The 22133-nt window shown below is 70.8% G+C and carries 20 protein-coding genes; 13 read left to right on the top strand and 7 right to left on the bottom strand.

Annotation, left to right across the window (positions count from 1 at the left end; all coding sequences use genetic code 11):
- The first annotated feature begins 45 nt into the window (after positions 1 to 45).
- Positions 46 to 732: a helix-turn-helix domain-containing protein gene (locus tag J2X26_RS12610; RefSeq protein ID WP_307492738.1), complete on the top strand. Its 687-nt coding sequence runs from the start codon at positions 46 to 48 to the stop codon at positions 730 to 732.
- Positions 733 to 891: 159 nt separating this feature from the next.
- Here the strand turns inward: J2X26_RS12610 and pflA are convergent, their stop codons facing one another.
- Together pflA and pflB are read right to left on the bottom strand one after the other, a co-directional pair.
- Complete coding sequence (gene pflA, locus J2X26_RS12605) at positions 892 to 1776, bottom strand: pyruvate formate-lyase-activating protein (protein WP_307492737.1); 885 nt, start codon at positions 1774 to 1776, stop codon at positions 892 to 894.
- 16 nt (positions 1777 to 1792) lie between these two features.
- Complete coding sequence (gene pflB / locus J2X26_RS12600) at positions 1793 to 4048, bottom strand: formate C-acetyltransferase (RefSeq protein ID WP_439897852.1); 2256 nt, start codon at positions 4046 to 4048, stop codon at positions 1793 to 1795.
- Between the two features lie 171 nt (positions 4049 to 4219).
- Here pflB and J2X26_RS12595 point away from each other — a divergent pair, with 171 nt between their 5' ends.
- Together J2X26_RS12595 and J2X26_RS12590 are read left to right on the top strand one after the other, a co-directional pair.
- Positions 4220 to 5002 (top strand): SDR family NAD(P)-dependent oxidoreductase, encoded by a 783-nt coding sequence (locus J2X26_RS12595; protein ID WP_307492736.1) that lies wholly within the window; start codon positions 4220 to 4222, stop codon positions 5000 to 5002.
- A 57-nt stretch (positions 5003 to 5059) separates the two neighbouring features.
- Positions 5060 to 6058: a tetratricopeptide repeat protein gene (locus tag J2X26_RS12590; RefSeq protein WP_307492734.1), complete on the top strand. Its 999-nt coding sequence runs from the start codon at positions 5060 to 5062 to the stop codon at positions 6056 to 6058.
- A 2-nt stretch (positions 6059 to 6060) separates the two neighbouring features.
- Here the strand turns inward: J2X26_RS12590 and J2X26_RS12585 are convergent, their stop codons facing one another.
- Positions 6061 to 7590, bottom strand: a complete 1530-nt coding sequence (locus tag J2X26_RS12585) for an alpha-N-arabinofuranosidase (RefSeq protein ID WP_307492733.1) — start codon at positions 7588 to 7590, stop codon at positions 6061 to 6063.
- An 85-nt stretch (positions 7591 to 7675) separates the two neighbouring features.
- Positions 7676 to 8674, bottom strand: a complete 999-nt coding sequence (locus J2X26_RS12580; RefSeq protein WP_307492732.1) for a LacI family DNA-binding transcriptional regulator — start codon at positions 8672 to 8674, stop codon at positions 7676 to 7678.
- A 320-nt stretch (positions 8675 to 8994) separates the two neighbouring features.
- Here J2X26_RS12580 and J2X26_RS12575 point away from each other — a divergent pair, with 320 nt between their 5' ends.
- The 5 genes from J2X26_RS12575 (at position 8995) to J2X26_RS12555 (ending at position 14650) form a co-directional block, all read left to right on the top strand.
- Positions 8995 to 10665, top strand: coding sequence for an ABC transporter substrate-binding protein (locus tag J2X26_RS12575; protein WP_307492731.1), 1671 nt, complete (start codon positions 8995 to 8997; stop codon positions 10663 to 10665).
- Between the two features lie 68 nt (positions 10666 to 10733).
- Positions 10734 to 11768, top strand: a complete 1035-nt coding sequence (locus J2X26_RS12570; RefSeq protein WP_307492730.1) for an ABC transporter permease — start codon at positions 10734 to 10736, stop codon at positions 11766 to 11768.
- Positions 11762 to 12694, top strand: coding sequence for a carbohydrate ABC transporter permease (locus J2X26_RS12565; RefSeq protein ID WP_439897851.1), 933 nt, complete (start codon positions 11762 to 11764; stop codon positions 12692 to 12694). Before J2X26_RS12570 ends, J2X26_RS12565 begins: the two co-directional genes overlap by 7 nt.
- 133 nt (positions 12695 to 12827) lie before the next feature.
- Positions 12828 to 13958, top strand: a complete 1131-nt coding sequence (locus tag J2X26_RS12560; RefSeq protein WP_307492728.1) for an ABC transporter permease — start codon at positions 12828 to 12830, stop codon at positions 13956 to 13958.
- Positions 13955 to 14650, top strand: a complete 696-nt coding sequence (locus tag J2X26_RS12555) for an ABC transporter ATP-binding protein (RefSeq protein ID WP_307492727.1) — start codon at positions 13955 to 13957, stop codon at positions 14648 to 14650. Before J2X26_RS12560 ends, J2X26_RS12555 begins: the two co-directional genes overlap by 4 nt.
- 42 nt (positions 14651 to 14692) lie before the next feature.
- On the opposite strand, the gene J2X26_RS12550 is transcribed toward J2X26_RS12555, so the two are convergent.
- Together J2X26_RS12550 and J2X26_RS12545 are read right to left on the bottom strand one after the other, a co-directional pair.
- The gene (locus J2X26_RS12550) at positions 14693 to 15280 is read right to left on the bottom strand and encodes a TetR/AcrR family transcriptional regulator (protein WP_307492725.1); all 588 of its coding nucleotides are present in this window, start codon (positions 15278 to 15280) and stop codon (positions 14693 to 14695) included.
- A 120-nt stretch (positions 15281 to 15400) separates the two neighbouring features.
- Entirely contained in the window at positions 15401 to 17029 is a 1629-nt protein-coding gene (locus J2X26_RS12545) for a GH39 family glycosyl hydrolase (protein ID WP_307492723.1), read from the bottom strand.
- A gap of 133 nt (positions 17030 to 17162) precedes the next feature.
- Between J2X26_RS12545 and J2X26_RS12540 the strand changes: the two genes are divergently transcribed.
- The 5 genes from J2X26_RS12540 (at position 17163) to J2X26_RS12520 (ending at position 21486) form a co-directional block, all read left to right on the top strand.
- Positions 17163 to 18203, top strand: coding sequence for a LacI family DNA-binding transcriptional regulator (locus tag J2X26_RS12540; protein WP_307492721.1), 1041 nt, complete (start codon positions 17163 to 17165; stop codon positions 18201 to 18203).
- A 27-nt stretch (positions 18204 to 18230) separates the two neighbouring features.
- Positions 18231 to 18647 carry a nitroreductase/quinone reductase family protein gene (locus J2X26_RS12535; protein WP_307492719.1) on the top strand — a complete coding sequence of 139 codons (417 nt, stop codon included), beginning with the start codon at positions 18231 to 18233 and terminating at the stop codon, positions 18645 to 18647.
- Positions 18648 to 18700: 53 nt separating this feature from the next.
- Entirely contained in the window at positions 18701 to 19441 is a 741-nt protein-coding gene (locus J2X26_RS12530) for a GH25 family lysozyme (protein ID WP_307492718.1), read from the top strand.
- A gap of 389 nt (positions 19442 to 19830) precedes the next feature.
- Positions 19831 to 20070, top strand: a complete 240-nt coding sequence (locus J2X26_RS12525) for a VOC family protein (RefSeq protein WP_307492716.1) — start codon at positions 19831 to 19833, stop codon at positions 20068 to 20070.
- Positions 20071 to 20493: 423 nt separating this feature from the next.
- Positions 20494 to 21486, top strand: a complete 993-nt coding sequence (locus tag J2X26_RS12520; RefSeq protein WP_307492714.1) for a hypothetical protein — start codon at positions 20494 to 20496, stop codon at positions 21484 to 21486.
- 147 nt (positions 21487 to 21633) lie between these two features.
- On the opposite strand, the gene J2X26_RS12515 is transcribed toward J2X26_RS12520, so the two are convergent.
- Entirely contained in the window at positions 21634 to 21834 is a 201-nt protein-coding gene (locus J2X26_RS12515) for a hypothetical protein (protein ID WP_307492712.1), read from the bottom strand.
- Positions 21835 to 22133 lie beyond the last annotated feature (299 nt).

Here is a 22133-nt window from a genome sequence, read left to right as displayed (position 1 = left end):
CTCGGGACGTCGCCCGTCGGGGCCGGTGGGCACGGAGAGCGAGCCATGGCCGACCTGCTGCTGCGCGAGAGGGAGCAGGCCGTCGTGCGCGCACTGCTCGCCTCCGAGCCGGCGCCCGGCGCGGCCCTTCCGGGAGAGTGCGTCCTGCCCCACCTCGCCCGGCTGGTCGACTGCGACGCGCTCGGCATCACGCTGCTCGACGGGACGGGTGCGATCGTCGGCGCGGTGGGCATGCTCCACGACTGGACGAAGGGATATGCCCTGCGTGCCGGCACCGCTCCGGTCCCGCTCGGCGAAGACGATCTCCTGGGAGCACCTCCACGCGACAGCTCGTCCGTGGGTTGGACCCCCCACCTGCTGACGGTCGGGGTCCGAGACGGCACAGGCCACGTCGTCCGGCTGTGGCTGGTTCGCCGGAGGAGTCGGTTCTCGGCTCGGGACCGAGCCCTGCTCGGCCTCGTCGCCCCGGCGCTCGAGCGACTGCTGCGCGAGCGTCCGACGCCGGCGGCGCCGCTCTCGCTCACCGCGCAGGAGAGGCGCGTCCTGCGGATGGTGGCGGCAGGTCTCCCCAACGCCGAGATCGCCGAGCGGCTCGTCGTGGCACCGGCCACCGTCCGCAAGCACCTCGAGAACGCGTACCGGAAGCTCGGGGTCACCAACCGCCTCGCAGCGGTGTGCGCGCTCGAGGGCCGCCGCCCGGCCGACCTCGACCGCGTCGACGTCCTTCTTTGACTCGTTGGGCGTGACACTCCGAGTGTGGAGGGACCGAACGATGTCACGGTCTTGGCAGGTCAGAGACCTTTCCGGAGCCACCGCTCCGTCCGTGCGCTCCGTCCGTCCCTGGGTGGTTCGGGTTCTGAGGCCGTCCGACGTACCCGGACGGGCGACGGGTCAGTACGTGGTCAGCCCGTGTGCACGGAACTGGCCCCGAACCCGGTCCAGCAGCTCGGGTTCCGGCGAGCGGACACCGTCCAGCTCGTACGTCATGCCGAGCTCGGCCCACTTGTCGCGGCCCATCTGGTGGAAGGGCAGCACCTCGACCCGGGTGACGACCGAGCCCAGCGAGGCGACGTACTGCGCCACCGCCTCGACGTTCTCGACCGCGTCGGTCAGGTCCGGGACGAGCACGAAGCGGACCCACACCTCCTCCGTGCCGCGCGCTGCCAGGCGACGGCCGAACGCCAGCGTCGGGGCCAGCTCCTGACCGGTGACCCGCTTGTACGTCTCGGGCAGGCCGGACTTCACGTCCAGCAGCACCAGGTCGACGTCGTCGAGCATCTCGTCGGTGCACGATGCTCCGAGGAAGCCGGAGGTGTCGATCGCGGTGTGGACGCCCATCGCCTTGGCGCCGCGCAGCAGCGTGCGGACATAGGCCGGCTGCACCATCGGCTCGCCGCCGGAGAGGGTCAGTCCCCCGCCGGTCGCCCTCATGACGCCGCGGTAGCGCTTGACCCGGCGGAGCAGCTCCTTGGAGGTCACGCTCTTGCCCCGTCGGATCTCGAGCGTGTCGGGATTGTGGCAGTACAGGCACCGCAGCAGGCAGCCGGCCAGGAACACGGTCAGGCGCGTGCCTGGGCCGTCGACGGCCGTCACCAGCTCCCAGGAGTGCACCGACCCGAGCTCGCCCGCGCGCACCGCTGCGAGCCGTCCACCGTGGTCGTACTCGACGTCCTCCAGCCCGGCGGTGCCGTGACCTACCGGGCGCTCGTTCGAACCACCGACGACAGGTTGCCCCAGAGGCACCACCTGTGCGCCCTTGGTCTCGTTGCTGACCATCGTTCGCCCGACCAGGTCAGATGGAGCCGTGGAAGGTCCGCGACAGCACGTCGAGCTGCTGCTCACGGGTGAGGCGGACGAAGTTCACCGCGTAGCCGGACACCCGGATGGTGAGCTGCGGGTAGTTCTCCGGGTGCTCCATCGCGTCCAGCAACGTGTCCTCGTTCAGCACGTTGACGTTCATGTGGTAGCCCTCGGAGATCATCTGCGCGTCCAGCAGGCCGACCAGGTTGGTCACCTGCTCCCCCCGCGACCGGCCGAGGCCCGGAGGGGTGACCGTGTTCGTCAGCGAGATGCCGTCCTGCGCCTCGTCGAACGGCAGCTTCGCGACGGACAGGGCGGAGGCGAGCATGCCGTGCGAGTCGCGACCGCTCATCGGGTTGGCACCCGGCGCGAACGGCTGACCCGCCCGGCGGCCGTCGGGGGTGTTGCCTGTGGCCTTGCCGTAGACGACGTTCGAGGTGATCGTCAGCACCGACTGGGTGTGCACCGCGCCACGGTAGGTTGCCAGCGTGCGGAGCTTCGCCATGAACGTGCGGACCAGCTCGACGGCGATCTCGTCGACCGCGTCGTCGTCGTTGCCGTAGGTGGGGTAGTCGCCCTCGATCGTGTAGTCGACGACCAGGCCCGACTCGTCGCGCACCGGGTGGACCGTGGCGAACTTGATGGCCGACAGCGAGTCGGTCACGACCGAGAGCCCGGCGATGCCGCACGCCAGGGTCCGCAGGACCTGGCTGTCGTGCAGCGCCATCTCGATGCGCTCGTAGGCGTACTTGTCGTGCATGAAGTGGACGACGTTGAGCGCGTCGATGTAGGTCTGCGCCAGCCAGTCCATGGTCGCGTCGAACTTGGCCACGACGTCGTCGTAGGACAGGACGTCGCCCTCGACCGGCGCGGTGACCGGCGCGACCTGCTTGCCGGACACCTCGTCGCGGCCGCCGTTGATGGCGTAGAGCAGGGCCTTGGCGAGGTTGACCCGCGCGCCGAAGAACTGCATCTGCTTGCCGACCCGCATCGGGGAGACACAGCAGGCGATGGCGCCGTCGTCGCCGCAGACCGACGTGATGTGCGCGTCGGACTCGTACTGGATGGCCGACGTGTCGATCGAGACCTTCGCGCAGAACTCCTTGAAGCCCGTCGGGAGCTTCTCGCTCCAGAAGACGGTCATGTTCGGCTCCGGCGCCGGGCCCAGGTTGTACAGCGTCTGCAGGAGTCGGAACGAGTTCTTCGTGACGAGGGTGCGCCCGTCCTCCCCCATGCCGCCGATCGACTCGGTCACCCACGTCGGGTCGCCCGAGAAGAGCTCGTCGTACTCCGGGGTGCGCAGGAAGCGCACGATCCGCAGCTTGATGACGAAGTCGTCGATGAGCTCCTGCGCCTGCTCCTCGGTGAGGAGGCCGGCGTCGAGGTCGCGCTGCAGGTAGATGTCCAGGAACGTCGACGTGCGGCCGAGCGACATCGCGGCGCCGTTCTGCTCCTTCACCGCGGCCAGGTAGGCGAAGTACAGCCACTGCACGGCTTCGCGGCCACTGGTCGCCGGGCCGGAGATGTCGTACCCGTAGGACGCGGCCATGACCTTGAGCTCACCGAGCGCTCGGGTCTGCTCGGCCAGCTCCTCGCGGTCGCGGATGACGTTCTCGACCGAGCGCTCCATGTCGAGCATCGAGCGGTCGCGTTGCTTGGCCGCGATCAGTGCGTCGACGCCGTACAGCGCGACCCGACGGTAGTCGCCGATGATCCGGCCGCGACCGTAGGCGTCCGGAAGGCCGGTGATGAGGTGCGCGGACCGCGCCTTGCGCACGTCCGACGGGTAGGCGTCGAAGACGCCGTCGTTGTGGGTCTTGCGGTACTTGGTGAAGATGTCCCGCACGAGCTCGTCCGGCTCGTAGCCGTAGGTCGTCAGGGCGTTCTCGACCATCCGATACCCGCCGTTCGGCATGATCGCGCGCTTGAGCGGGGCGTCGGTCTGGAGCCCGACGATCAGGTCCTTGTCCTTGTCGATGTAGCCCGGCGCGTGCGACGTGATGGTCGACGGGGTGTGCGCATCGACGTCGTAGATGCCTTTGGCGCGCTCCTCGGGGAACATCGCAGCGATCTGCGCCCAGACAGCAGACGTGCGCGCCGTCGGACCGGCCAGGAACCTGTCATCACCCTCGTACGGCGTGTAGTTGCGCTGGATGAAGTCACGGACGTCGATGCCGTCCGCCCAGGGCCCGGTGGTGAACCCAGCCCACGCCTCCGGGGCGACAGGGTCGATGGTGGAGATGTTCACGGTGGCTCCCTTGAGGGTCGTTCACCGACCGCACCCGCCTGAACAGCCACGGGACCTCAGAACCGTCGATGAAGAGCAGACCTTCACCGTAGACCTCGAACGAACCCGACCGACTGCGTCCCGCGCGTCCGCCCCGGCGGTCGCCCCGACGGCCGGCTCTACGGTGGTGCCGTGGGTACCGCACTGATCACCGGGGCAGCCGCCGGGCTGGGGTCCGAGTTCGCCTGGCAGCTCGCCACCGCGCGCCATGACCTGGTCCTCGTCGACCGGGACTCCGAGCAGCTCGAGCGGCTCGCCGGTCAGCTGGCAGGCGCCGCAGGCATCCACGTCGAGACCCTCGTCGCAGACCTGTCGGTCCGCAGCGACATCGAGCGCGTCGCCGAGCGGCTCCGGTCGACCGAGCGCCCGGTCGGGTTGCTGGTCAACAACGCCGGCGCTGCTCCCGGGCAGCGGTTCGTGGGCGGCGACGCCGGGCGCGAGGAGGCCGTGCTCGACGTCATGGTCCGCGCCGTCCTGGTGCTCTCGCAGGCCGCCGTCGGGCAGATGACCGCGCGCGGGCGCGGCGCCATCCTCAACGTCGCGTCGGTCGCCGCGCTCATCACCCTCGGCACCTACTCCGCGCACAAGGCGTGGGTCCGGACGTTCACCGAGGGCCTGGCGGTCGAGCTGCGGGGCACCGGCGTGACCGCGACCGTCGTGTGCCCCGGCTTCGTCCACACCTCGTTCCACGACAGCGCAGGCATCGACATGACGTGGCTGCCCGAGATCGCCTGGCTACGCGCCGAGGACGTAGTCGCCGCCGCCCTTGCCGACGTGCGGCGCGGCGCCGTCATCTCCACGCCGAGCCTGCGGTACCGGCTGGGGTCCGGCGCGGCCCGGGTGATGCCCCGCTCGGTGGTGCGGGCGATCGGGGCGCCGCGGTCGGGAGCGCGTTCTCGCGGCCTCCCGGGCTGACCACCGCCGCCCGGGAGGCGATGGCGTCCGGGTCGTGCGGGCTCGTACGCTCCGATCGTGGACGCCGCCACCGCCGCCGCACTGCTCGAGATCGCCGAGGACGCGCGCGCACGTGCTCGGCAGCAGGATCCGGACGCGAACCGGCCGGTGGAGGATCGCTACCCCGAGCTGCTCGAGGCGCTCGACTGGCACCTCGCCGTCGGGCAGCCGGACGCGGCGTACCGCCTGGCGTCGGCGCTCGTGCCGTTCTGGATCTCGACCGGGCGGATCGACGAGGGCGACAGCTGGTTCGAGCGGGCGCTGCGGACGGGCGACGGGACGGCGCGGGCGCTCTACGACCACGGCTACCTCGTCTTCTTCGCGGGTCGGTACGAGCTGGCCGACCAGCGGTTCACCAGCGCCCTCGCTCTGGCGCAGACGATCGGTGACCGCTCGCTCCAGGCCCTCGTCCTCGCCGGGTCGGCCCGCGTGGCGCTGAACACCGAGGTGGACGACGCCGTGCGCCTGCTGCGTCTGGCGCTCACGGTCACCGAGGGACTTCCCGACAGCGACCCCGGGCGGTCCAGCAGCCTGCACGTGCTGGGTGTGGCGCTGCAGATGTCGGGTGACCTCGAGGGGGCGCGAGAGGTCATGTCGGCGCGGCTGTCGATGGGACGGTCCTCGGGTGACGAGTTCGTCGTCTGGACGGAGTCGGCCAACCTGAGCATGGTCGAGCGACGGCTCGGCAACCTGGACCGCGCCGAGGAGCTCGCCCTCCAGGCGCTGCGGGTCAGCGCGGCCCGCGGCTCGGAGATGATGGTCGCCTGGACCATCAACGGCCTCGCCGCGGTGACCGCAGCCGCGGGCGACCACGAGCGCGCGGCCACCTTGCTCGGGACGGCGGCGGAGATGCTCCGGCGTGCCGGCGGTGGGTGGCCCCCCGACGAGCGCGAGCAGTACGACCAGTCGCTCGCCGAGGTGTCGGCCGCTCTCGGTCCGGACGCGCTCGCCGGGGCGCTCGCTCGCGGTGCAGGACTCTCGCTCACCGACGGCGTCGCCTACGCGCTCCGCGGCTGACGTCAGCCCAGCTCGAGCGCGACCGTGACGTACGAGTGCGCCGGCAGGTCGACCTCCAGGCCACGCGGGTGCGCGCGCACCCCGGCATGCGACGTCGGCGCGACGGCGTCGCCTCGCTCAGGGGTGTTGTGCGCATCGAGCGTGGGCGCCGTCAGCACGCGTGCGGTGTGCCCGACGACGTCACGGCCGCGCAGGTCCAGGACGAGGGTGCACGGGGCGTCGGCGTCCAGGTTCGACAACGACACCAGCGCGGTGTCCTCCTTGACGGACGCGGACGCGGAGAGCAGCGGCAGCTCGGCGGCGCCCTCGACCTGGCGGGTCGGCACGTCGCGCAGGTGCACGGTGAGTGCGCCGGCGTCGTGATGGCCGACGTTCATCGCGAACACGTGGTACGTCGGGGTGAGGACCAGCGCGCCGGTGTCCGGGTCCGTGAGGATCATCGCCTGCAGGACGTTGACCGTCTGGGCGATGTTCGCCATCACCACCCGGTCGGCGTGGGCGTGGAACGCGTCGAAGTGGAGCGAGGCGACGAGGGCGTCGCGCAGGGTGTTCTGCTGGTACAGGAACCCGGGGTTCGTCCCCCGCTCGACGTTCCACCACGTGCCCCACTCGTCCACGACGAGACCGACCTTGCGGTGCGGGTCGTGACGGTCCATGACCGTCGAGTGCCGCGTGAGCAGCTCGTCCATGTAGCGGGCACGCGCCATCGTCACGTACCACTCGTCGGTCGTGAAGTCCGTCGCGTCGCCCTTGTCGGCCCACGGGCCGCTCATCGTGTAGTAGTGCAGGGACACGGCCTGGAACGGCCCCGCGGGGGTCGCCGGGTCGGCGGCGAGGTCGCCCAGCGACCGCATCAACGTCTCGGTCCAGTGGTAGTCCGCGTCGCTCGCCCCGGCCGCGATCCGCACGAGCGTGTTGCCGCCCTGGTTGCGCGCGTACGTCGCGTACTGGCGCGCGAGCGAGGCGAACTGCTCGGCGCGCAGGTTCCCGCCGCAGCCCCACGCCTCGTTGCCGAGACCCCAGAACGGCACCCGCCACGGGTCCTGGCGGCCGTTCGCCCGCCGGAGGGCCGCCATCGGCGAGTCGTCCGCCCGCGTCAGGTACTCGACCCACTCGCTCATCTCACGCACGGTGCCGGAGCCGATGTTCGCCGACACGTACGGGTCGGCCCCGAGCAGCTCGCACAGGTCCATGAACTCGTGCGTGCCGAACGCGTTGTCCTCGACCACGTCGCCCCAGTGCGAGTTCACCATCCGGGGCCGGGCCTCCCGCGGGCCGATGCCGTCGCGCCAGTGGTAGTCGTCGGCGAAGCAGCCGCCCGGCCACCGCAGGTTGGGGATCGCGATCGCGCGCAGGGCGTCCACGACGTCGGTGCGGATGCCTCGCACGTGGGGCTCCGCGGAGTCCTCACCCACCCAGAACCCGCCGTAGATGCACCGGCCCAGGTGCTCGGCGAAGTGCCCGTAGACGTGCCGGGAGATCGTCGCGCCCGGCAGGTCGAGGTCGATGACGGCGGTCGGGGTGGTGCTCACGGTGGTCCTCTCGATGACAGGTGGACGGAGCCCGCCGCGGCGTGCGGTCGCTCCGGGTGGCGCCGTGCGCCCGGGGTACGCCGGCCTACCGACGGGTCGAGCCGCGCACCACCAGGCTGACCGGTGCCACGACGTGCTCGGCCGGCCCGTCGCCGCCCGCCATCCGCCGGTGCAGCAGGCCGACGGCGTGCTGGGCGACCCCCCGGTGGTTCGGGTCCACTGACGTGATCCCCGGGGGGACGAAGCTCGACACCTCGAGGTTGTCGAACCCCGCGAGCTGGACGTCGTCGGGCACGTGCAGCCCGCGTTCGGCCAGCGCCGCCACCGCGCCGAGCGCGATGACGTCCGTCGCGGCGAAGATGCCGTCGAACGGCAGGCCCGACGCGATGACGTCGAGGAGGGTGCCGCGGGCGGCGGCCGAGGAGTAGGTCGAGATCGGCACGACGTACCGCTCATCGACGGGGAGGCCGGCGTCCCGGTGGGCCACCTCCCAGCCGACCCGGCGGTCCGAGGTCATCAGGTGGGTCCGGTCGAGCGTGCAGCCGAGCGCCAGGATGCGGCGCGAGCCGCGCTCGATCATGTGCGCGGTGGCCAGCCGTGCACCTTCCTCGTTCGCGAGCCGCACGTGGTCGAAGTGGACGGGCACGTCGCGCTCCCCCAGGAGCACGATCGGCTTCGACGTCCGCACGCGGCTCAGCTGCTCCGGGTCGAGCCCGGCCACGGAGAGCAGGACGCCGTCGTACAGCTGGAGCCGGGCGACGCTGACCGCCTCCATCTCGTTCTGGGGGCTGGCGCTCGTCCGTTCCAGGACGAGGTGGCGGCCGTGGGCCTCGACCAGAGGGGCGATCTCGTCCGCGACCTCGCCGAAGTAGTCGTGGAAGCTGGGCACGATCAGCGCGACCGTGTCGGTCCTCCCCGCCCGCAGGTGCCGGGCGGTCAGGTTCACCTCGTACCCGAGCGCCTCCACCGCGGCCAGGACCCGGGCACGGGTCGGCTCGCCCACCGGCAGGCGTTCGTTGAGCACGTTCGACACGGTCATGACCGAGACGCCCGCTTCGCGCGCGACGTCAGACATCGTCACCATCGGCATCCTCCTGCGGGGATTGTGTCAGGCGGGAGACCCCGCGAGGCCTCGACCGTCCGACCGCCGCTGCGCGAGTTCGCAGACAATATCGTTAAAACGCGCCGTTTCGGAACCATCCGAGCCCGGTGGCCACCCGGCGACCGGCGCACCTGCGAGCCGAGTCGGCAACGAGGTCACGATTGTCGCGCACGGGTTGACTCAGCGGGTGGTTGCTCCTATTTTAACGCTAAAATCGCAGACGCGACCGGTGTGGACCCCCTCGCACCTCAAGGCGGCATGGATCTCGGGCGACACGCCCGCGACGTTCTCAAAGGAGAGACATGAAGCTTGACCTGGCACCACGCCTGACCCACCGTGCACGGCAGCGCGCGACGGCGCTCGTCGCGGCCACGGCCCTGATCAGCCTGGCTGCGTGCAGCTCCGGCGGCTCGGGCGACGACGACGCGGGCGAGAACGACGCGGCCTCGATGAGCAGCTACGCCGCTGACACGACCTTCAAGGCGACCGAGCCCGTGACCTTCTCGATGCTCTGGACCGACTGGCCCGAGACTCCGATCACGGACTCGTGGGAGGTCTTCGACGAGATCGAGAAGCGCACCAACGTCTCCCTCGACCTGACGAACATCCCCTTCAGCGACGCCGTCGAGAAGCGCAGCCTCCTCATCAGCTCCGGTGACGCGCCCGACATCATCCCCCTCATCTACACGGGCGACGAGCAGCAGTTCGCGGCGTCCGGAGCGGTCCTGCCCCTCAGCGACTACGAGGAGCACATGCCCAACTTCCGCAAGTACGTGGAGGAGTGGGACCTGGGCGACATGGTCGACAACCTGCGCCAGGCGGACGGCAAGTACTACATGACGCCCGGTCTGCAGGAGGTCTCCGTCCCGACGTTCACGATCCTCATCCGCAAGGACATCTTCGACGAGGTCGGCGCCAAGGTCCCCGAGACGTGGGACGAGCTGCGGGACGGCCTGGAGAAGATCAAGGCGAAGTACCCCGACAGCACCCCGCTGGCTGACGGCTTCGAGGGGGCGTCGATGCTCAACTACGCCGCGCACGCCTTCGGCACGGTCGCCGGCTGGGGCTTCGGCAACGGCACGTTCTACGACGAGGACAAGGGCGAGTTCGTCTACGCCGCCACCAACGACGGCTACAAGGACATGGTCGAGTACTTCCACGGCCTGGTCGAGGACGGCCTGCTCGACACCGAGTCCTTCACCGCAGCGAACGACGGCAGTGGCACGGTCACCGAGAAGTTCGCCGCCGGGCAGGTCTTCGCCGCGTCCGGTGCGAACGGCACGGTCAACGACTTCTCCACGGCGCTCGACGCCACCGTCGGCAAGGGGAACTACGAGGTCGTGCAGATCGCCCCGCCGGGCGGCGAGGCCGGACAGGTCGTCGAGCCGCGCAACTTCTGGAACGGCTTCATGCTCACGGCCGATGCCAAGAACCACCCGAACTTCATCGCGATGCTGCAGTTCCTCGACTGGCTCTACTACAGCCCCGAGGCTCGCGACCTGCTGCGTTGGGGCGTGGAGGGCGAGACCTACACGAAGACCGACGGCACGTACACGCTGAACCCGGAGTACTCGCTGGACGCCTTCAGCATCAACCCGGACGCACCGACCGACATCCTCAAGGACCTCGGGTACTCGAACGACGTCCTCGCCGGCTCGACCGAGTCGCGCGCGCTCAAGGAGTCGTACAACGCGCCCCAGTACGTCGAGTACATCGACTCGGTCCTGTCCACCCGCACGCCGCGTGACCCGTTCCCGCCGGCACCTCTGGACGAGGCCGAGCTCGAGCAGGCCTCGCTCCTCGCCACCCCGCTCAAGGACACCGTGGACACCAACACGCTCAGGTTCATCCTCGGCGAGCGCCCGCTGAGCGAGTGGGACACCTACGTCGGCGAGCTCGAGTCGCAGAACCTGCAGGGCTACCTGGACCTGATCAACGGCGCTCGCGAGCGCTACGCCGACGAGAACGGCTGACCGGTCCGAGCCCGAGGTCCGGTGGGGCGGCGATGGCGCCGCCCCACCGGCTGCCGTGGAGGTGAGAGATGACCATCCCGCGCGAACGCACGGACGCCGTGCTCGTCGCTGACGGCCCCGACGGGGTCGGCGCGACGCCTGCGGCGCCTCCGGTCGACCCGGTGCGGCGACCACCACGCCCGACGCGCCAGAAGGTCGCGAAGGTGTCGTGGCGCCTTGCGCTGCGGCGCGACGGTGCGCTGTACGCCATGGCGCTCCTGCCGCTGCTGTTCCTCCTGGTCTTCCGCTACCTGCCGATGGTGGGGAACGTCATCGCGTTCCGTCGGTTCCGCCCGGGGGGCAGCATCTTCGGCGAGGAGTGGGTCGGGCTGCGCTACGTGCGCATGTTCATCGAGGACCCGACGTTCTGGCACGTCTTCGCCAACACGGTGATCCTCGGGGGCCTCACCCTCCTCGTCTGCTTCCCGCTGCCGATCATCCTGGCGCTCCTCCTCAACGAGGTGCGCACGAAGTGGTTCAAGGGCGCCATCCAGTCGATCTCGTACCTGCCGCACTTCCTGTCGGTCGTGATCGTGGCGGGCATGGTCATGCAGCTGACCTCCCTGCAGGGCACCGTGAACCAGATCGTGGAGGGGTTCGGCGGCGAGGCGATCCCGTTCCTGCAGCGGCCGGAGTGGTTCCGGGCGATCTACGTCGGCTCCGAGGCGTGGCAGACCGTCGGCTGGGGCACGATCCTCTACCTCGCCGCTCTCACGACGGTCGACAGCTCGCTCTACGAGGCGGCCCGCATCGACGGCGCCAACCGGTGGCGGCAGACGTGGCACGTGACCCTCCCGGGCATCCGGCCGACGATGATCACGCTGCTGATCCTCAACATCGGCCTGTTCCTCAACGTGGGCTTCGAGAAGGTGCTGCTCCTCTACACGCCCCTGACGTACTCGACGGCCGACGTCATCTCGACGTACCTCTACCGGGTCGGCCTCGTGTCCAACAACCTGAGCTACGCCGCAGCCATCGGGCTGTTCCAGGCCGTCATCGGCCTCGTCATGGTCCTGTCCGCGAACTTCATCTCGCGGCGAGTGGTGGGAGCAAGCCTGTGGTGAGCACGGACCTGGCGCCTCCGGTCGACGCGCGAGCGGGCGTCCCGGTCGGCCCGCGCGACTCGAAGGGCTACCGCCTGTTCACCGGGCTCAACGCGACCGCCCTGGTGCTGATCACCCTCCTGATCCTGTACCCCTTCGTCACGCTGCTCGCACAGTCGTTCTCGAGCTCGGGAGCGATCAAGGCCGGCCTGGTGAACGCCCTGCCGGTCGGCTTCAACCTCGAGACGTATCGCGTGGTGGCGGGCGACGACCGGTTCTGGACCAGCTACGGCAACACGGTGCTGTACACGGTGGTCGGGACGGTCATCGCGATGGTGCTCACGACGACCTTCGCCTACGCGATCTCGAAGCCGCACCTGCGGGGCCGCAACGCGTTGATCGGGATCGCCGTCTTCACGATGTTCTTCAACGGCGGGATCATCCCCAACTACGTCCTCATCTCCTCGCTCGGCATGAAGAACACCATGTGGGCCCTCGTCCTGCCGGGGGCGCTGTCGGTGTTCAACCTGCTCGTGATGAAGTCGTTCTTCGAGAACATCCCCCGCGAGCTCGAGGAGGCCGCCCAGATCGACGGCCTGGGGTGGTTCGCGATCTTCACCCGGATCGTGCTGCCGCTGTCCAAGGCCGTCATCGCGACGATGATCCTGTTCTACTCGGTCGCCTACTGGAACGACTGGTTCACCGCGTTCCTCTACCTCGACGAGGACAACCTCTTCCCGCTGTCGCTGTTCCTGCGCAACCTCATCGCGGGTGCGACGACGACCACCGCAGCGAGCGCAGCGGCGGCCGGGACCACGTCATCGGCCATCTCGGCGAACATCCAGGCCGTGACGATGATCCTGGCGATCATCCCGATCCTGTGCGTCTACCCGTTCGTCCAGCGGCACTTCGTCTCCGGCGTGATGCTCGGCTCGGTCAAGGGCTGACGGAGGGACCTCAGCGACGCGTCGTCGTGTGACCGACGCCTCCCGATCCCCACGGGGTATCCCGACATGGTGTCGGTAAGATGTCGACATCATGTCGGGAAAGACATGCTCCCGTGGCCCCTGGAGGTCTTCCGTGTTCCTCGCTCTGCGCGAGCTCGCCTTCGCGCGCACCCGCTTCGGCCTGATGGGCGCCGTCATCGCTCTCATCGCCGTCCTCATGGTCCTGCTGTCCGGCCTGTCCTCCGGCTTGGTGGTGGACGGCGTCTCCGGGCTGATGCGCAGCCCGATCGGCGCCATCGCCTTCTCCGAGGGGACGAAGACCGACTCGGCCTTCACGCGCTCCGAGGTGACCCGCGACCAGTCGGAGGCCTGGGCGGCGCAGGACGGTGTCGCCGACGCCGAGCTGCTCGGCACCGCGATCGTCAACGCCAGGAACGCCGACGGGAGCGCGCTCGACCTCACGCTGTTCGGCGTCGAGCCGGACGGATTCGTGGCACCGGCCGCCGCGCAGGGGCGCGAGATCGCAGCAGAGGGCGAGGCCGTGCTCAGCTCGTCGGCACGCGACGAGGGCGTAGGGCTCGGCGACGTCATCACCCTCGACCGCCTGGGGACCGAGCTGACCGTGGTCGGTTTCACGGCCGACCAGCGGACCTTCGGGCACGTCGACATCGCGTTCATCCCGCTGACCACCTGGCAGGAGGTGCACGCGGGAGCGCTGGCAGGCGAGCAGGTCGACGCCGCGGCGTACGACGTCGCGAGCGCGGTCGCCGTGCGCGGGCTCAACGGCCACGTCCCGGGCCTGGCCGCGGGCGACGCCGCGGCGGGCACCTCCGCACGCACGATCACGGCCGCGTTCGACTCCTCGCCCGGCTACACCGCCGAGCTGATGACCATGGAGATGATCAAGGCCTTCCTCTACGCCATCTCGGCGCTCGTCGTCGGAGCGTTCTTCACGCTCTGGACCGTGCAGCGCACCCGCGAGCTCGCCGTGATGCGCGCCATGGGTGCCTCCACGCGCTTCCTCCTCACCGACGGCGTGCTGCAGGCCGCCGTCCTGCTGCTCGGCGCCCTCGTCGTGGGCGTGGCCGTCGGCCTCGGCTTCGGCACTCTCCTGCAGGGCACCGGCATGCCGTTCGCCCTGGAGTCCGGTCCCATCGTGACCGGCGCGGCACTGCTGCTCGGGCTCGGCCTGGCCGGCGCGGCCATCGCCACGGCTCGCATCGCCTCCATCGACCCCGTCACCGCGCTGGGAGAGAACCGATGACCACCACCACCTCGAGCACCCGCACGCGCACCGGCCTGGACCTCACCGACGTCACCCTGACGTTCGGTGACGGCGACGACCAGGTCGCCGCGCTGGACCACGTCGACCTGACCGTCGCACCGGGCGAGCTCATCGCGATCGTCGGACCCTCCGGCGCCGGCAAGTCCAGCCTCCTGGCCGTCGCCGGTGGCCTGACCCGGCCCACCTCCGGGTCGGTCGTGGTCGACGACACCGACCTGATCGGGCTGTCGCCGCGCGCGCTGGCGACCTTCCGCCGGGACCACCTCGGCTTCGTGTTCCAGTCCGGCAACCTGGTGCCCGCCCTCACGGCGCTCGACCAGCTCCGGCTGGTCGAGAAGATCACCGGCCGGCGTGCGGCCACGCCGCCGGAGGAGCTGCTGCGAGCCGTCGGCATGGACCAGCACGCCGGACGCCGTCCGGGTCGCCTGTCCGGTGGTGAGCGCCAGCGTGTCGGGATCGCCCGGGCGCTTGTCGCGTCCCCGTCGGTGCTCCTGGTCGACGAGCCCACGGCCGCCCTGGACCGGCGCCGCAGCCACGAGATCGTCGAGGTGCTCGCGCACCAGACGCACGAGTTCTCAGTTGCGACCGTCATGGTCACCCACGACCACGACGTGCTCGAGCACTGCGACCGCGTCCTGGAGATGGTCGACGGCCGGCTCCGGCCGGCCTGACCGGTGGCTGCCCGGCGTCCGGGAGACCGGACGCCGGTCGGCTCAGCCGCTCTCGACCTCCCGCAGGTACGCGTCCAGGAGCGACGCGGCGGCAGCGTAGGCGCGCTCCAGGTCCCCGTCCTGCTCCACGCGGCGCGACGCGGCGTGCACGAGCGCGTTGACCAGCTCGGTCGTGGTCGCCGGGTCCGGCACGCCGATCTCGACGAGCGCGTCGACCACGGGCAGCAGGAGCTGGTCGTGGAACTCGCGCGACTGCCGGGCCAGGTCCTCCGACGGAGCCACGACCGCGAGGGTGCGGGCCAAGGCGTGCTCGCCGTCCGCCACGAGCTCGAGGTTCGCGCGCAGGAACGCCAGCACGCGCGCCCGCGGGCCGTCCGCCGAGGCCACCGCGGCGTCGAGACGCTGCTGCCACCGCGGGAACGAGTCGGCGACGACAGCCGCCAGCAGGTCCTCGCGCGACGCGTAGTACTGGTACACGCTCGACCGGGAGAGCCCGGCCAGCGCGCCCACCTCGGCGAGGGACGGCACCGTGTCCGGCTGCGCGGTGAGCAGCCCGCGGGCCGCCTCGAGCAGCGCCTGCTCGCGCGCGGCCCGGTGCTGGACCAGTGTCGGGGCATCGATCCGCGGCACGCCCTGTCCTCTCGGTCGCCGGGAGCAGCAGCCCGGTGGGGCCGCGCACGACGCCCGGTTGGGCGCCTGGGAAGGATCCCACGCCGGCTGCGCAGGTGTCCCCTCAACGGGGACCGACGGTCACCGCTCCTGCACGAGCGACGCCACGGCCCACGGACGCAGCTCCAGCCGCAGCTCCAGGACCCCGGTCTGCGGGACCACGAGGGTCTCGCGGTGCAACGCGTCCGCGACGTCGCGCAGCCGGTCCGTCTGCTGCGGCGTGAGGTTCAGTGGCTCCCCCAGCTGGTGCCACGCCTCGGCGACGTTGCCGTGGTCCCAGTCGAGCACCTCCAGGGTGAGGCGCGTCCCCGGTTCGAGTCCCTCGACGGTGTGCCGGACGGTGCGACTGGGACCCAGGTCCCGCAGCGGACGCGTCGCCTCGTAGGTGATCCGTGAGCCGATGCCCCTCGTCCCCATGTCGTCCGGGTAGTTGAGGAAGACGGCGGCCAGCGACCCGTCCCCGCTGCGACGCGTGATCACCCCGTCGGGCGTCGACAGCAGGACGCGGTCGCCGAGCCGCCCCAGCATCGCCATCGCGTGGAAGGTCGGCTTGTGGATGCCCTGCTCGTTGACCAGGCCGAACCCGCCGTGGAACGGGCCGACGCCGCCGCCTCCCTCCTCGAACACGTCGGTGAAGGTCCAGTACGAGATGGAGTCCGCCAGGGCAGCACCCTTGAGAAACGCGCGCGTGATGTAGGTGGCGGCGAAGAGCGTGTCGTGCATCCGGTCGCGGCTGGACGGCGAGCTGGACCACTCGGAGATGTGCAGCTCGGCGTCGGGGAAGGGGCCCTCGTCGATGATCGCTCGCATCACGACCAGGTCGTCGTAGGTCGCATCGACGTGCCGCTGGATGGGTCGCCCCTGTCCGTCGGCGCCGAACGCGTAGTCCGTCGGGTAGAGGTGGGTCGACAGGAAGTCGACCGGGACGTCACGGGTCGCGCACCAGTCGACGAACTCGTGGATCCACACCGGCTGCCAGTCGAGCGCGTCCGGGTCGGCCGCCTCGGCAGTGGCGACCTCGGCCGACCTGTCCTGCGTCTCCCCCGCGTACCGGGCGTCCGGGACGAAGACGCTCGTGGACGGTCCGCCGACGAGGAGCCCGGCGTCGATGTCCTTGAGCGCCCGGGCCGTCGCCTCGTACAGCTCGAAGTACTGCGTCCGGGTCCCGGTCCAGAAGTGCGGCACCAGGTTCGGCTCGTTCCAGACCTCGAACCGCCACCGGCGGACCTCGTCGATGCCGTACCGCTCGATCCAGTGCCGCACGGTTGTGGTGACCAGCTCCACCCACCGCCACATGTCCTGCGGCGGGCTGCAGTGTGCCTTCCACCAGAACACGGTCTCGGTCTGCGTGGCGAGCTCGCAGGGCAGGAAGCCGAGCTCCACGAAAGGCCGCGCCCCGGTGGCGAGGACGGCGTCGAACACCTTGTCGACGTAGGCGAAGGTGTAGACGGGCTCGGGCAGCGGCGTGGGCGGACCGAAGCCACCACCGTCGGCGACGCGGTACACGAACATGTCGTCGTGGAAGACGCCGTGGAAGCGGACGAACCGCGCCCCCAGCACGTCGACCGCCTCGCGGAAGTGGGCCTGCCAGTCGGCACGCAGGGCCTCGTTCGCGCGCCCTGCGCCGACGCACGCGTTCCACACGTGCCGAAGGTCGGTCTCGGTCGGCACCCGTCCGTCGATCAGGAGGGTGGCGGCGTCAGAAGGCATGATGGCTCCGATCAGCGTCGAAAGGTTTTCGACCAGCATCGGTCGCCCGGCTAGGCTAACGATCTGGCACGGCGTGCGAAAGTGCGCCCTGACCATCCAGCACAGCGAAAACATTTCGAGACGAGGGACCCCCATGGTCGGCCACAGCAAGCCCACGCTGGCTGACGTGGCGCGGGTGGCGGAGGTCTCCCCGGCCACCGCGTCCAAAGCGCTCCACGGTCGCCCCGACGTGGCGGCGACCACGCGGGAACGCGTTCTCGCCGCCGTGGCGGAGCTCGGGTACCGGTCCAGCACCTCGCCGGGCACGTCCCGCCGGGCGCTCGCGGTGGTCTTCGACATCCCCGCGTCCCCCTACATCCTCAACGTGTTGCAGGGCGTGCTCGCGTCGGCCACCGACGCGCACCTCGACCTGCTCACCCGCCTCGCCCCCGAGCGGGCGACGCGCACGCAGCACGCCACCGCCCGGGCATGGATCGCGGACCAGCGGTCCGCCGGCGCGGTCGGCATCGTGGGCCTGACCTTGTCCGAGCCCGACGGGCTGCTGGCCGCCGCCGCGGACGCCGGGCTGCCGTTCGTCATGGTCGACCCCGTCGACGCTCAGCACCGACCGATGATGAGCGTCAGGTCGAGCAACTGGGCGGGGGCCCGCGCCGCCGCGGACCACCTGATCGCGCTCGGCCACCGACGGATCGCGTGGGTCGGCGGCCCGGATGCCTCGACCCCCGCCCGGGACCGCTTCTACGGGTACCGCGCAGCTCTCGAGTCGGCGGGGATCGAGCTGGACCCGGAGTTGGTGCGCACCGACCGGTTCGACGTCGACGCGGGCGCGCGGCACGCCCGAGACCTGCTCACCACGGCGCTCCCACCGACCGCCATCATGGCGGCCGACGACGAGATCGCCGTCGGGGTGCTCGCCGCGGCGCACGAGCTCGGGGTGCAGGTTCCGGCGCAGGTCAGCGTCGTGGGCTTCGACGACACGCCACAAGCCGTCTGGACCACCCCCGCACTGACCACCGTCCGTCAGGACCTGGACGGGATGGGGCGGCTGGCCGTCCAGACAGTCATTGCCATGTCCTCCGGAGAGCAGCCGCGGTCGCGGCACATCGAGCTGGCGACGTCGCTGACGGTGCGGGACACCACGGGACCGCCTCCGACGCCGCCCGACGAGCGGTAGCCCGCCAGGGACGACGACACTGGGCGCATGAGCGACTGGAACCAGCAGATCATCGACGAGTTCCGAGCGAACGGCGGCGACGTCCGGACGAACGGCTTCGGCAAGGGGCTCGTCCTGCTCCACCACCGAGGCGCGAAGACCGGCGTCGAACGCATCAGCCCCGTGGCCGGCATCCGGGTCGACGAGGACACGTGGCTCACGGCCGCGTCCAAGGGTGGCGCGCCGGACAACCCCGCCTGGTTCCACAACCTGCTGGCGCACCCGGACGTCGAGATCGAGACCCCCGACGACGGGACCGTGCGGGTGCACGCGACGCAGCTCGTCGACGCCGAGCGCGACGCGGCCTGGGCGCGGTTCACCGCCCGGTCCGAGGGATTCCGCTCCTACGAGAAGCGCACGGCGCGCACGATCCCCGTGCTGCAGCTCACGCGCCGCGACGCCTGACCCCTCGCGGACGTCGTCGACACCTCCGCCCGCGCGTCCGACACACTTCCGGGGTGCACACCCGGAGCAAGGCGATCGTCGCTGCCACGGTCGCCGTCGTCGTCGTCGCGCTCGTGGCGGTGCTCGTCGTGCGCGGGGTGATCTGGCCCAACCGTCTGCTGGCTGCGCAGTACGAGGTGCGCGGCGTCGACGTGTCCTCGTACCAGGGGGTCGTCGACTGGCCCGTGCTCGCGGGACAGGACGTCGACTTCGCGTACGTGAAGGCGACGGAGGGGTCCGGGTTCGTCGACGACCGGTTCGCGGAGAACCTGCAGGGCGCCCGCGACGCGGGGCTGCTCGTCGGCGCGTACCACTTCTTCAGCTTCGAGAGCCCGGGCCGCTCGCAGGCGGAGCAGGTCATCGCGACCGTGCCGGCCGACGAGGGCCTGCTCCCGGTCGCGGTCGACGTCGAGCACTACGGGACGTTCTTCCGCGATCCCCCGGACCCTGACAAGGTCCGCGCGGAGCTCGAGGTGCTCGTCGCGACGCTGCGCGAGCACTACGGCGTCGAGCCCGTGATCTACGCGACGCAGGCCGCGTACAGCCGCTACATCGTCGGTGGGTTCCCCGACTCGCCCCTCTGGATCCGCGCGGTGTACCTGCCGCCGCGCGTGTCCGACGGGCGCGACTGGGCCTTCTGGCAGTACTCCCACCGCGACCGTCTCGACGGTTACGACGGCGAGGAGCCCTTCATCGACGTGAACGTGTTCCGGGGAGACCTCGCCGATCTGCGCGAGCTCCGATCCGACGGCTGACCCTCGGGTCGCCCGAGGGTCCAGAGTTCTGCTGTGGGCACCGACGAGACCACCATCGGCAGGTTCGGACGGCTCTGCGGGCTGTCCGTGCACACGCCGCGGCGCTACGACGACGTCGGGCTGCTGACCCCGGCGCGGGTCGACGTGGTGCTCGCCGCCCACCGCGACAGGCTGGTGCGCGAGCGCGCACGCCCCTCGGCGAGCCTCGGCGACACACCGACCGGTCCGCGGACGACTTACTCCGCAACGTCGCCGCCCACGGGCGCGCGCCCCGTGCAGGTCAGGCCGCACGTCGCCGACCTGGACGCGGCGGCGGCCTTCTACATCGACGTGTTCGGGTCGGGTACGAGGTCACGCAGCGCACCGCCGACGAGGACTTCTCCGGCTTCGTGTTCGGCCGCTACGGCGAGAGCGACTTCTTCCTCGTTCACCTGCAGACGGCCGACTGCCCGGGTGCGGCGGGGCCGGCGACGATCGGGGGGCTCGTGGACGATCTCGACGTCGCGCACCGTCGTGCGCTCGACGCCGGTGCTACGGAGGTCCTCGGTCCGCACGACACGATGGGCATGCCGCGTTCGTCGGCCGTGCGGGACCCCGACTCGAACGAGGTGTGGCTCTACCAGGGCTGACGAGTCAGTCCTTCGCACGCCCCCGGTGACCGGTCTGTGGCGACCGCGACTGACCGGCCGGCCCTGAAGCGCCACGTGCTGTGCCGCGGTCTGCGTGGCCTCATCACCGCTGGGTCAGCGCCCGCCTATACCGCACCTGCCGACGCTGACGTCGACGAAACGTCGTGACGGATCGCTCCCGAGCCAGACATTCAGGGCGCCGGACGGAATTTCACCCGGTGCACTTGCTGGACGTTTGTCCAATTGCCGCCCCGTTTGTGGAGGCGGGCGTGTCCTATCGGCCATTTCAGCGGGGCTGCGACGCAGGTAGCGTCCCCCCGACCGGTTGCGCCCCGAGGCGCCTGGCGAGATGGTGCGGCCGCTTCGGTGCGGTCACCGAAGACGGCGGCGGTCGACACGGCCCCGCGGAAATGCGAGAACACAATGCGAACAAGCCGAGTCACCGGCCTCATCCTCGGCGGGGTCATCGTCGCCGCTGCGACCTTCTGCGCCACGCAGGCATCCGCCGCGGAGCCACCCGAGACTGTCTACTCGGCTGTCCCGGCGACTCTCCCCGGCAACCTCGTCAGCCACGCCTTCACAGCGACGCAGACGTCCGAGTTCGGCGACCACGTCGGGCTCACCGGTGCCGCCCGCCGACTCGCAGGCGTCGACGTCGTCCTGTCCAGCTGGGCGTGCGAGTCAGGCGCTTGGACCGCATCGTGCGTGACGACGCCGGGGGCCACCTTCGAGCACGAGATCACGGTCAACGTCTACGCGGTGGACACCACCGGCACCATCCCCGCTCCGGGCGCGCTGCTGGCGTCGGCGACCGAGCTCTTCGACATCCCGTACCGGCCGACGGCCGACCCGACATGCCCCTCTCCGACGCAGTGGCGGTCCCCCACCGCCTGCTTCAACGGCTTCGCCACGATGGTCTCCTTCGACGGCCTCGAAGCGCTCGCCGTTGACCTGCCGTCGGAAGTCATCGTCTCGGTGGCATTCGAGACGAGCGTGGACGGCCTGATGGTCGGCGGCCCGTACGACTCGCTCAACGTCGCCGTGACGACGGATCTGCCGTCGGGAAGCGACGTCGAGCCCACCGTGGGCTTCCTCGACTCCGCCCTGGCGAGCGAGTACGACCCGACCGACGGCGGCACGCCCGGCACGTTCCGCCGCGCCAGCACGTTCGACGTCCAGGGGGTCTCGTACACCCCCGTCGTCGCCCTCCGGGCGATCACCCCGCAGCAGGCGGTCGTCGCCCCGCCGGTCACGGCGCCGGCCGCCACGACGCCCCCGGCTGCCGCGACGCCGACGGCCAACCAGCTTGCGGTCACGGGCACTGACCCCGCCGGGATCGCCGTGTCGACGCTCGTTCTCCTGTCGGGTGTCGCGCTGGTCGTCGTGGCCCGTCGTGGCCGAGCGGTCCGCAGCTGACGGACGCGTACGACGGGCGCCTGCGCGGGTTCACACCCGGGCAGGCGCCCGTCGTCCTGTTGATCGCGCCATCGAAGAGGCGTGCGAGGCTGGATCGGTCCCGAAGCCCTCTCGGATACGACCGCCGGCGAGACGCTCCTCGCACCCTCAGTACGACAGCCGGCCCCGCTCGGCGTCGAAGATGTGCCGGCAGCCGGTGCACTCGCCGCGGTCGGGCCCGTCGTCCTCGGGGAAGTGGGTGGTCGGCGTGACGAACCGCCCGCAGACGCTCATGCCGTCGCGGAAGAAGTGCTGCCGCCGGTCGTTCCTGGTGAGTCGGAGCCAACCCTCGGCGTACGTGGTGACCATGAGGTCAAGTCTTGTTCCGCCGCCCTCGCCTCGGCAGGGTCGAAAGACCCGACGGGACGACAACGGCCCCGGTGCTGCGCCGCGACTCTCGTCGCGGGCTGCACCGGGGCCGCATGTCCGTCAGCACCTGTTGGCCTTCGCCCACCGCGCCCGCTTGTCCTTGTTGCGCGCGGCTTGAACCGCCCCCAGCGCCATTGGGGGCTGTCGAAGATCAGCCACCCGGACCATGGCCGTCTGCCGCTCTCGTAGCGGCGCGTTCCACATCCGGGCCGATCCATCGCGATGGGATGCTGACACCA

The organism is Cellulomonas humilata, assembly GCF_030814415.1.
In the GTDB taxonomy this organism is placed as follows: domain Bacteria; phylum Actinomycetota; class Actinomycetes; order Actinomycetales; family Cellulomonadaceae; genus Cellulomonas; species Cellulomonas humilata_A.
The sequence above is the reverse complement of the archived record's forward strand: the minus strand, read 5'-3'. Positions and strand labels throughout refer to the sequence as shown.

What these genes read in the sequence shown, in the direction of transcription:
- J2X26_RS12610 (WP_307492738.1), top strand. Translation starts at nt 46, where the DNA reads ATGGCCGACCTGCTGCTGCGCGAGAGGGAGCAGGCCGTCGTGCGCGCA.
- pflA (WP_307492737.1), bottom strand. Translation starts at nt 1,776, where the DNA reads ATGGTCAGCAACGAGACCAAGGGCGCACAGGTGGTGCCTCTGGGGCAA.
- J2X26_RS12580 (WP_307492732.1), bottom strand. Translation starts at nt 8,674, where the DNA reads ATGGTGACGATGTCTGACGTCGCGCGCGAAGCGGGCGTCTCGGTCATG.
- J2X26_RS12575 (WP_307492731.1), top strand. Translation starts at nt 8,995, where the DNA reads ATGAAGCTTGACCTGGCACCACGCCTGACCCACCGTGCACGGCAGCGC.
- J2X26_RS12570 (WP_307492730.1), top strand. Translation starts at nt 10,734, where the DNA reads ATGACCATCCCGCGCGAACGCACGGACGCCGTGCTCGTCGCTGACGGC.
- J2X26_RS12555 (WP_307492727.1), top strand. Translation starts at nt 13,955, where the DNA reads ATGACCACCACCACCTCGAGCACCCGCACGCGCACCGGCCTGGACCTC.
- J2X26_RS12545 (WP_307492723.1), bottom strand. Translation starts at nt 17,029, where the DNA reads ATGCCTTCTGACGCCGCCACCCTCCTGATCGACGGACGGGTGCCGACC.
- J2X26_RS12540 (WP_307492721.1), top strand. Translation starts at nt 17,163, where the DNA reads ATGGTCGGCCACAGCAAGCCCACGCTGGCTGACGTGGCGCGGGTGGCG.
- J2X26_RS12535 (WP_307492719.1), top strand. Translation starts at nt 18,231, where the DNA reads ATGAGCGACTGGAACCAGCAGATCATCGACGAGTTCCGAGCGAACGGC.
- J2X26_RS12520 (WP_307492714.1), top strand. Translation starts at nt 20,494, where the DNA reads ATGCGAACAAGCCGAGTCACCGGCCTCATCCTCGGCGGGGTCATCGTC.
- J2X26_RS12515 (WP_307492712.1), bottom strand. Translation starts at nt 21,834, where the DNA reads ATGGTCACCACGTACGCCGAGGGTTGGCTCCGACTCACCAGGAACGAC.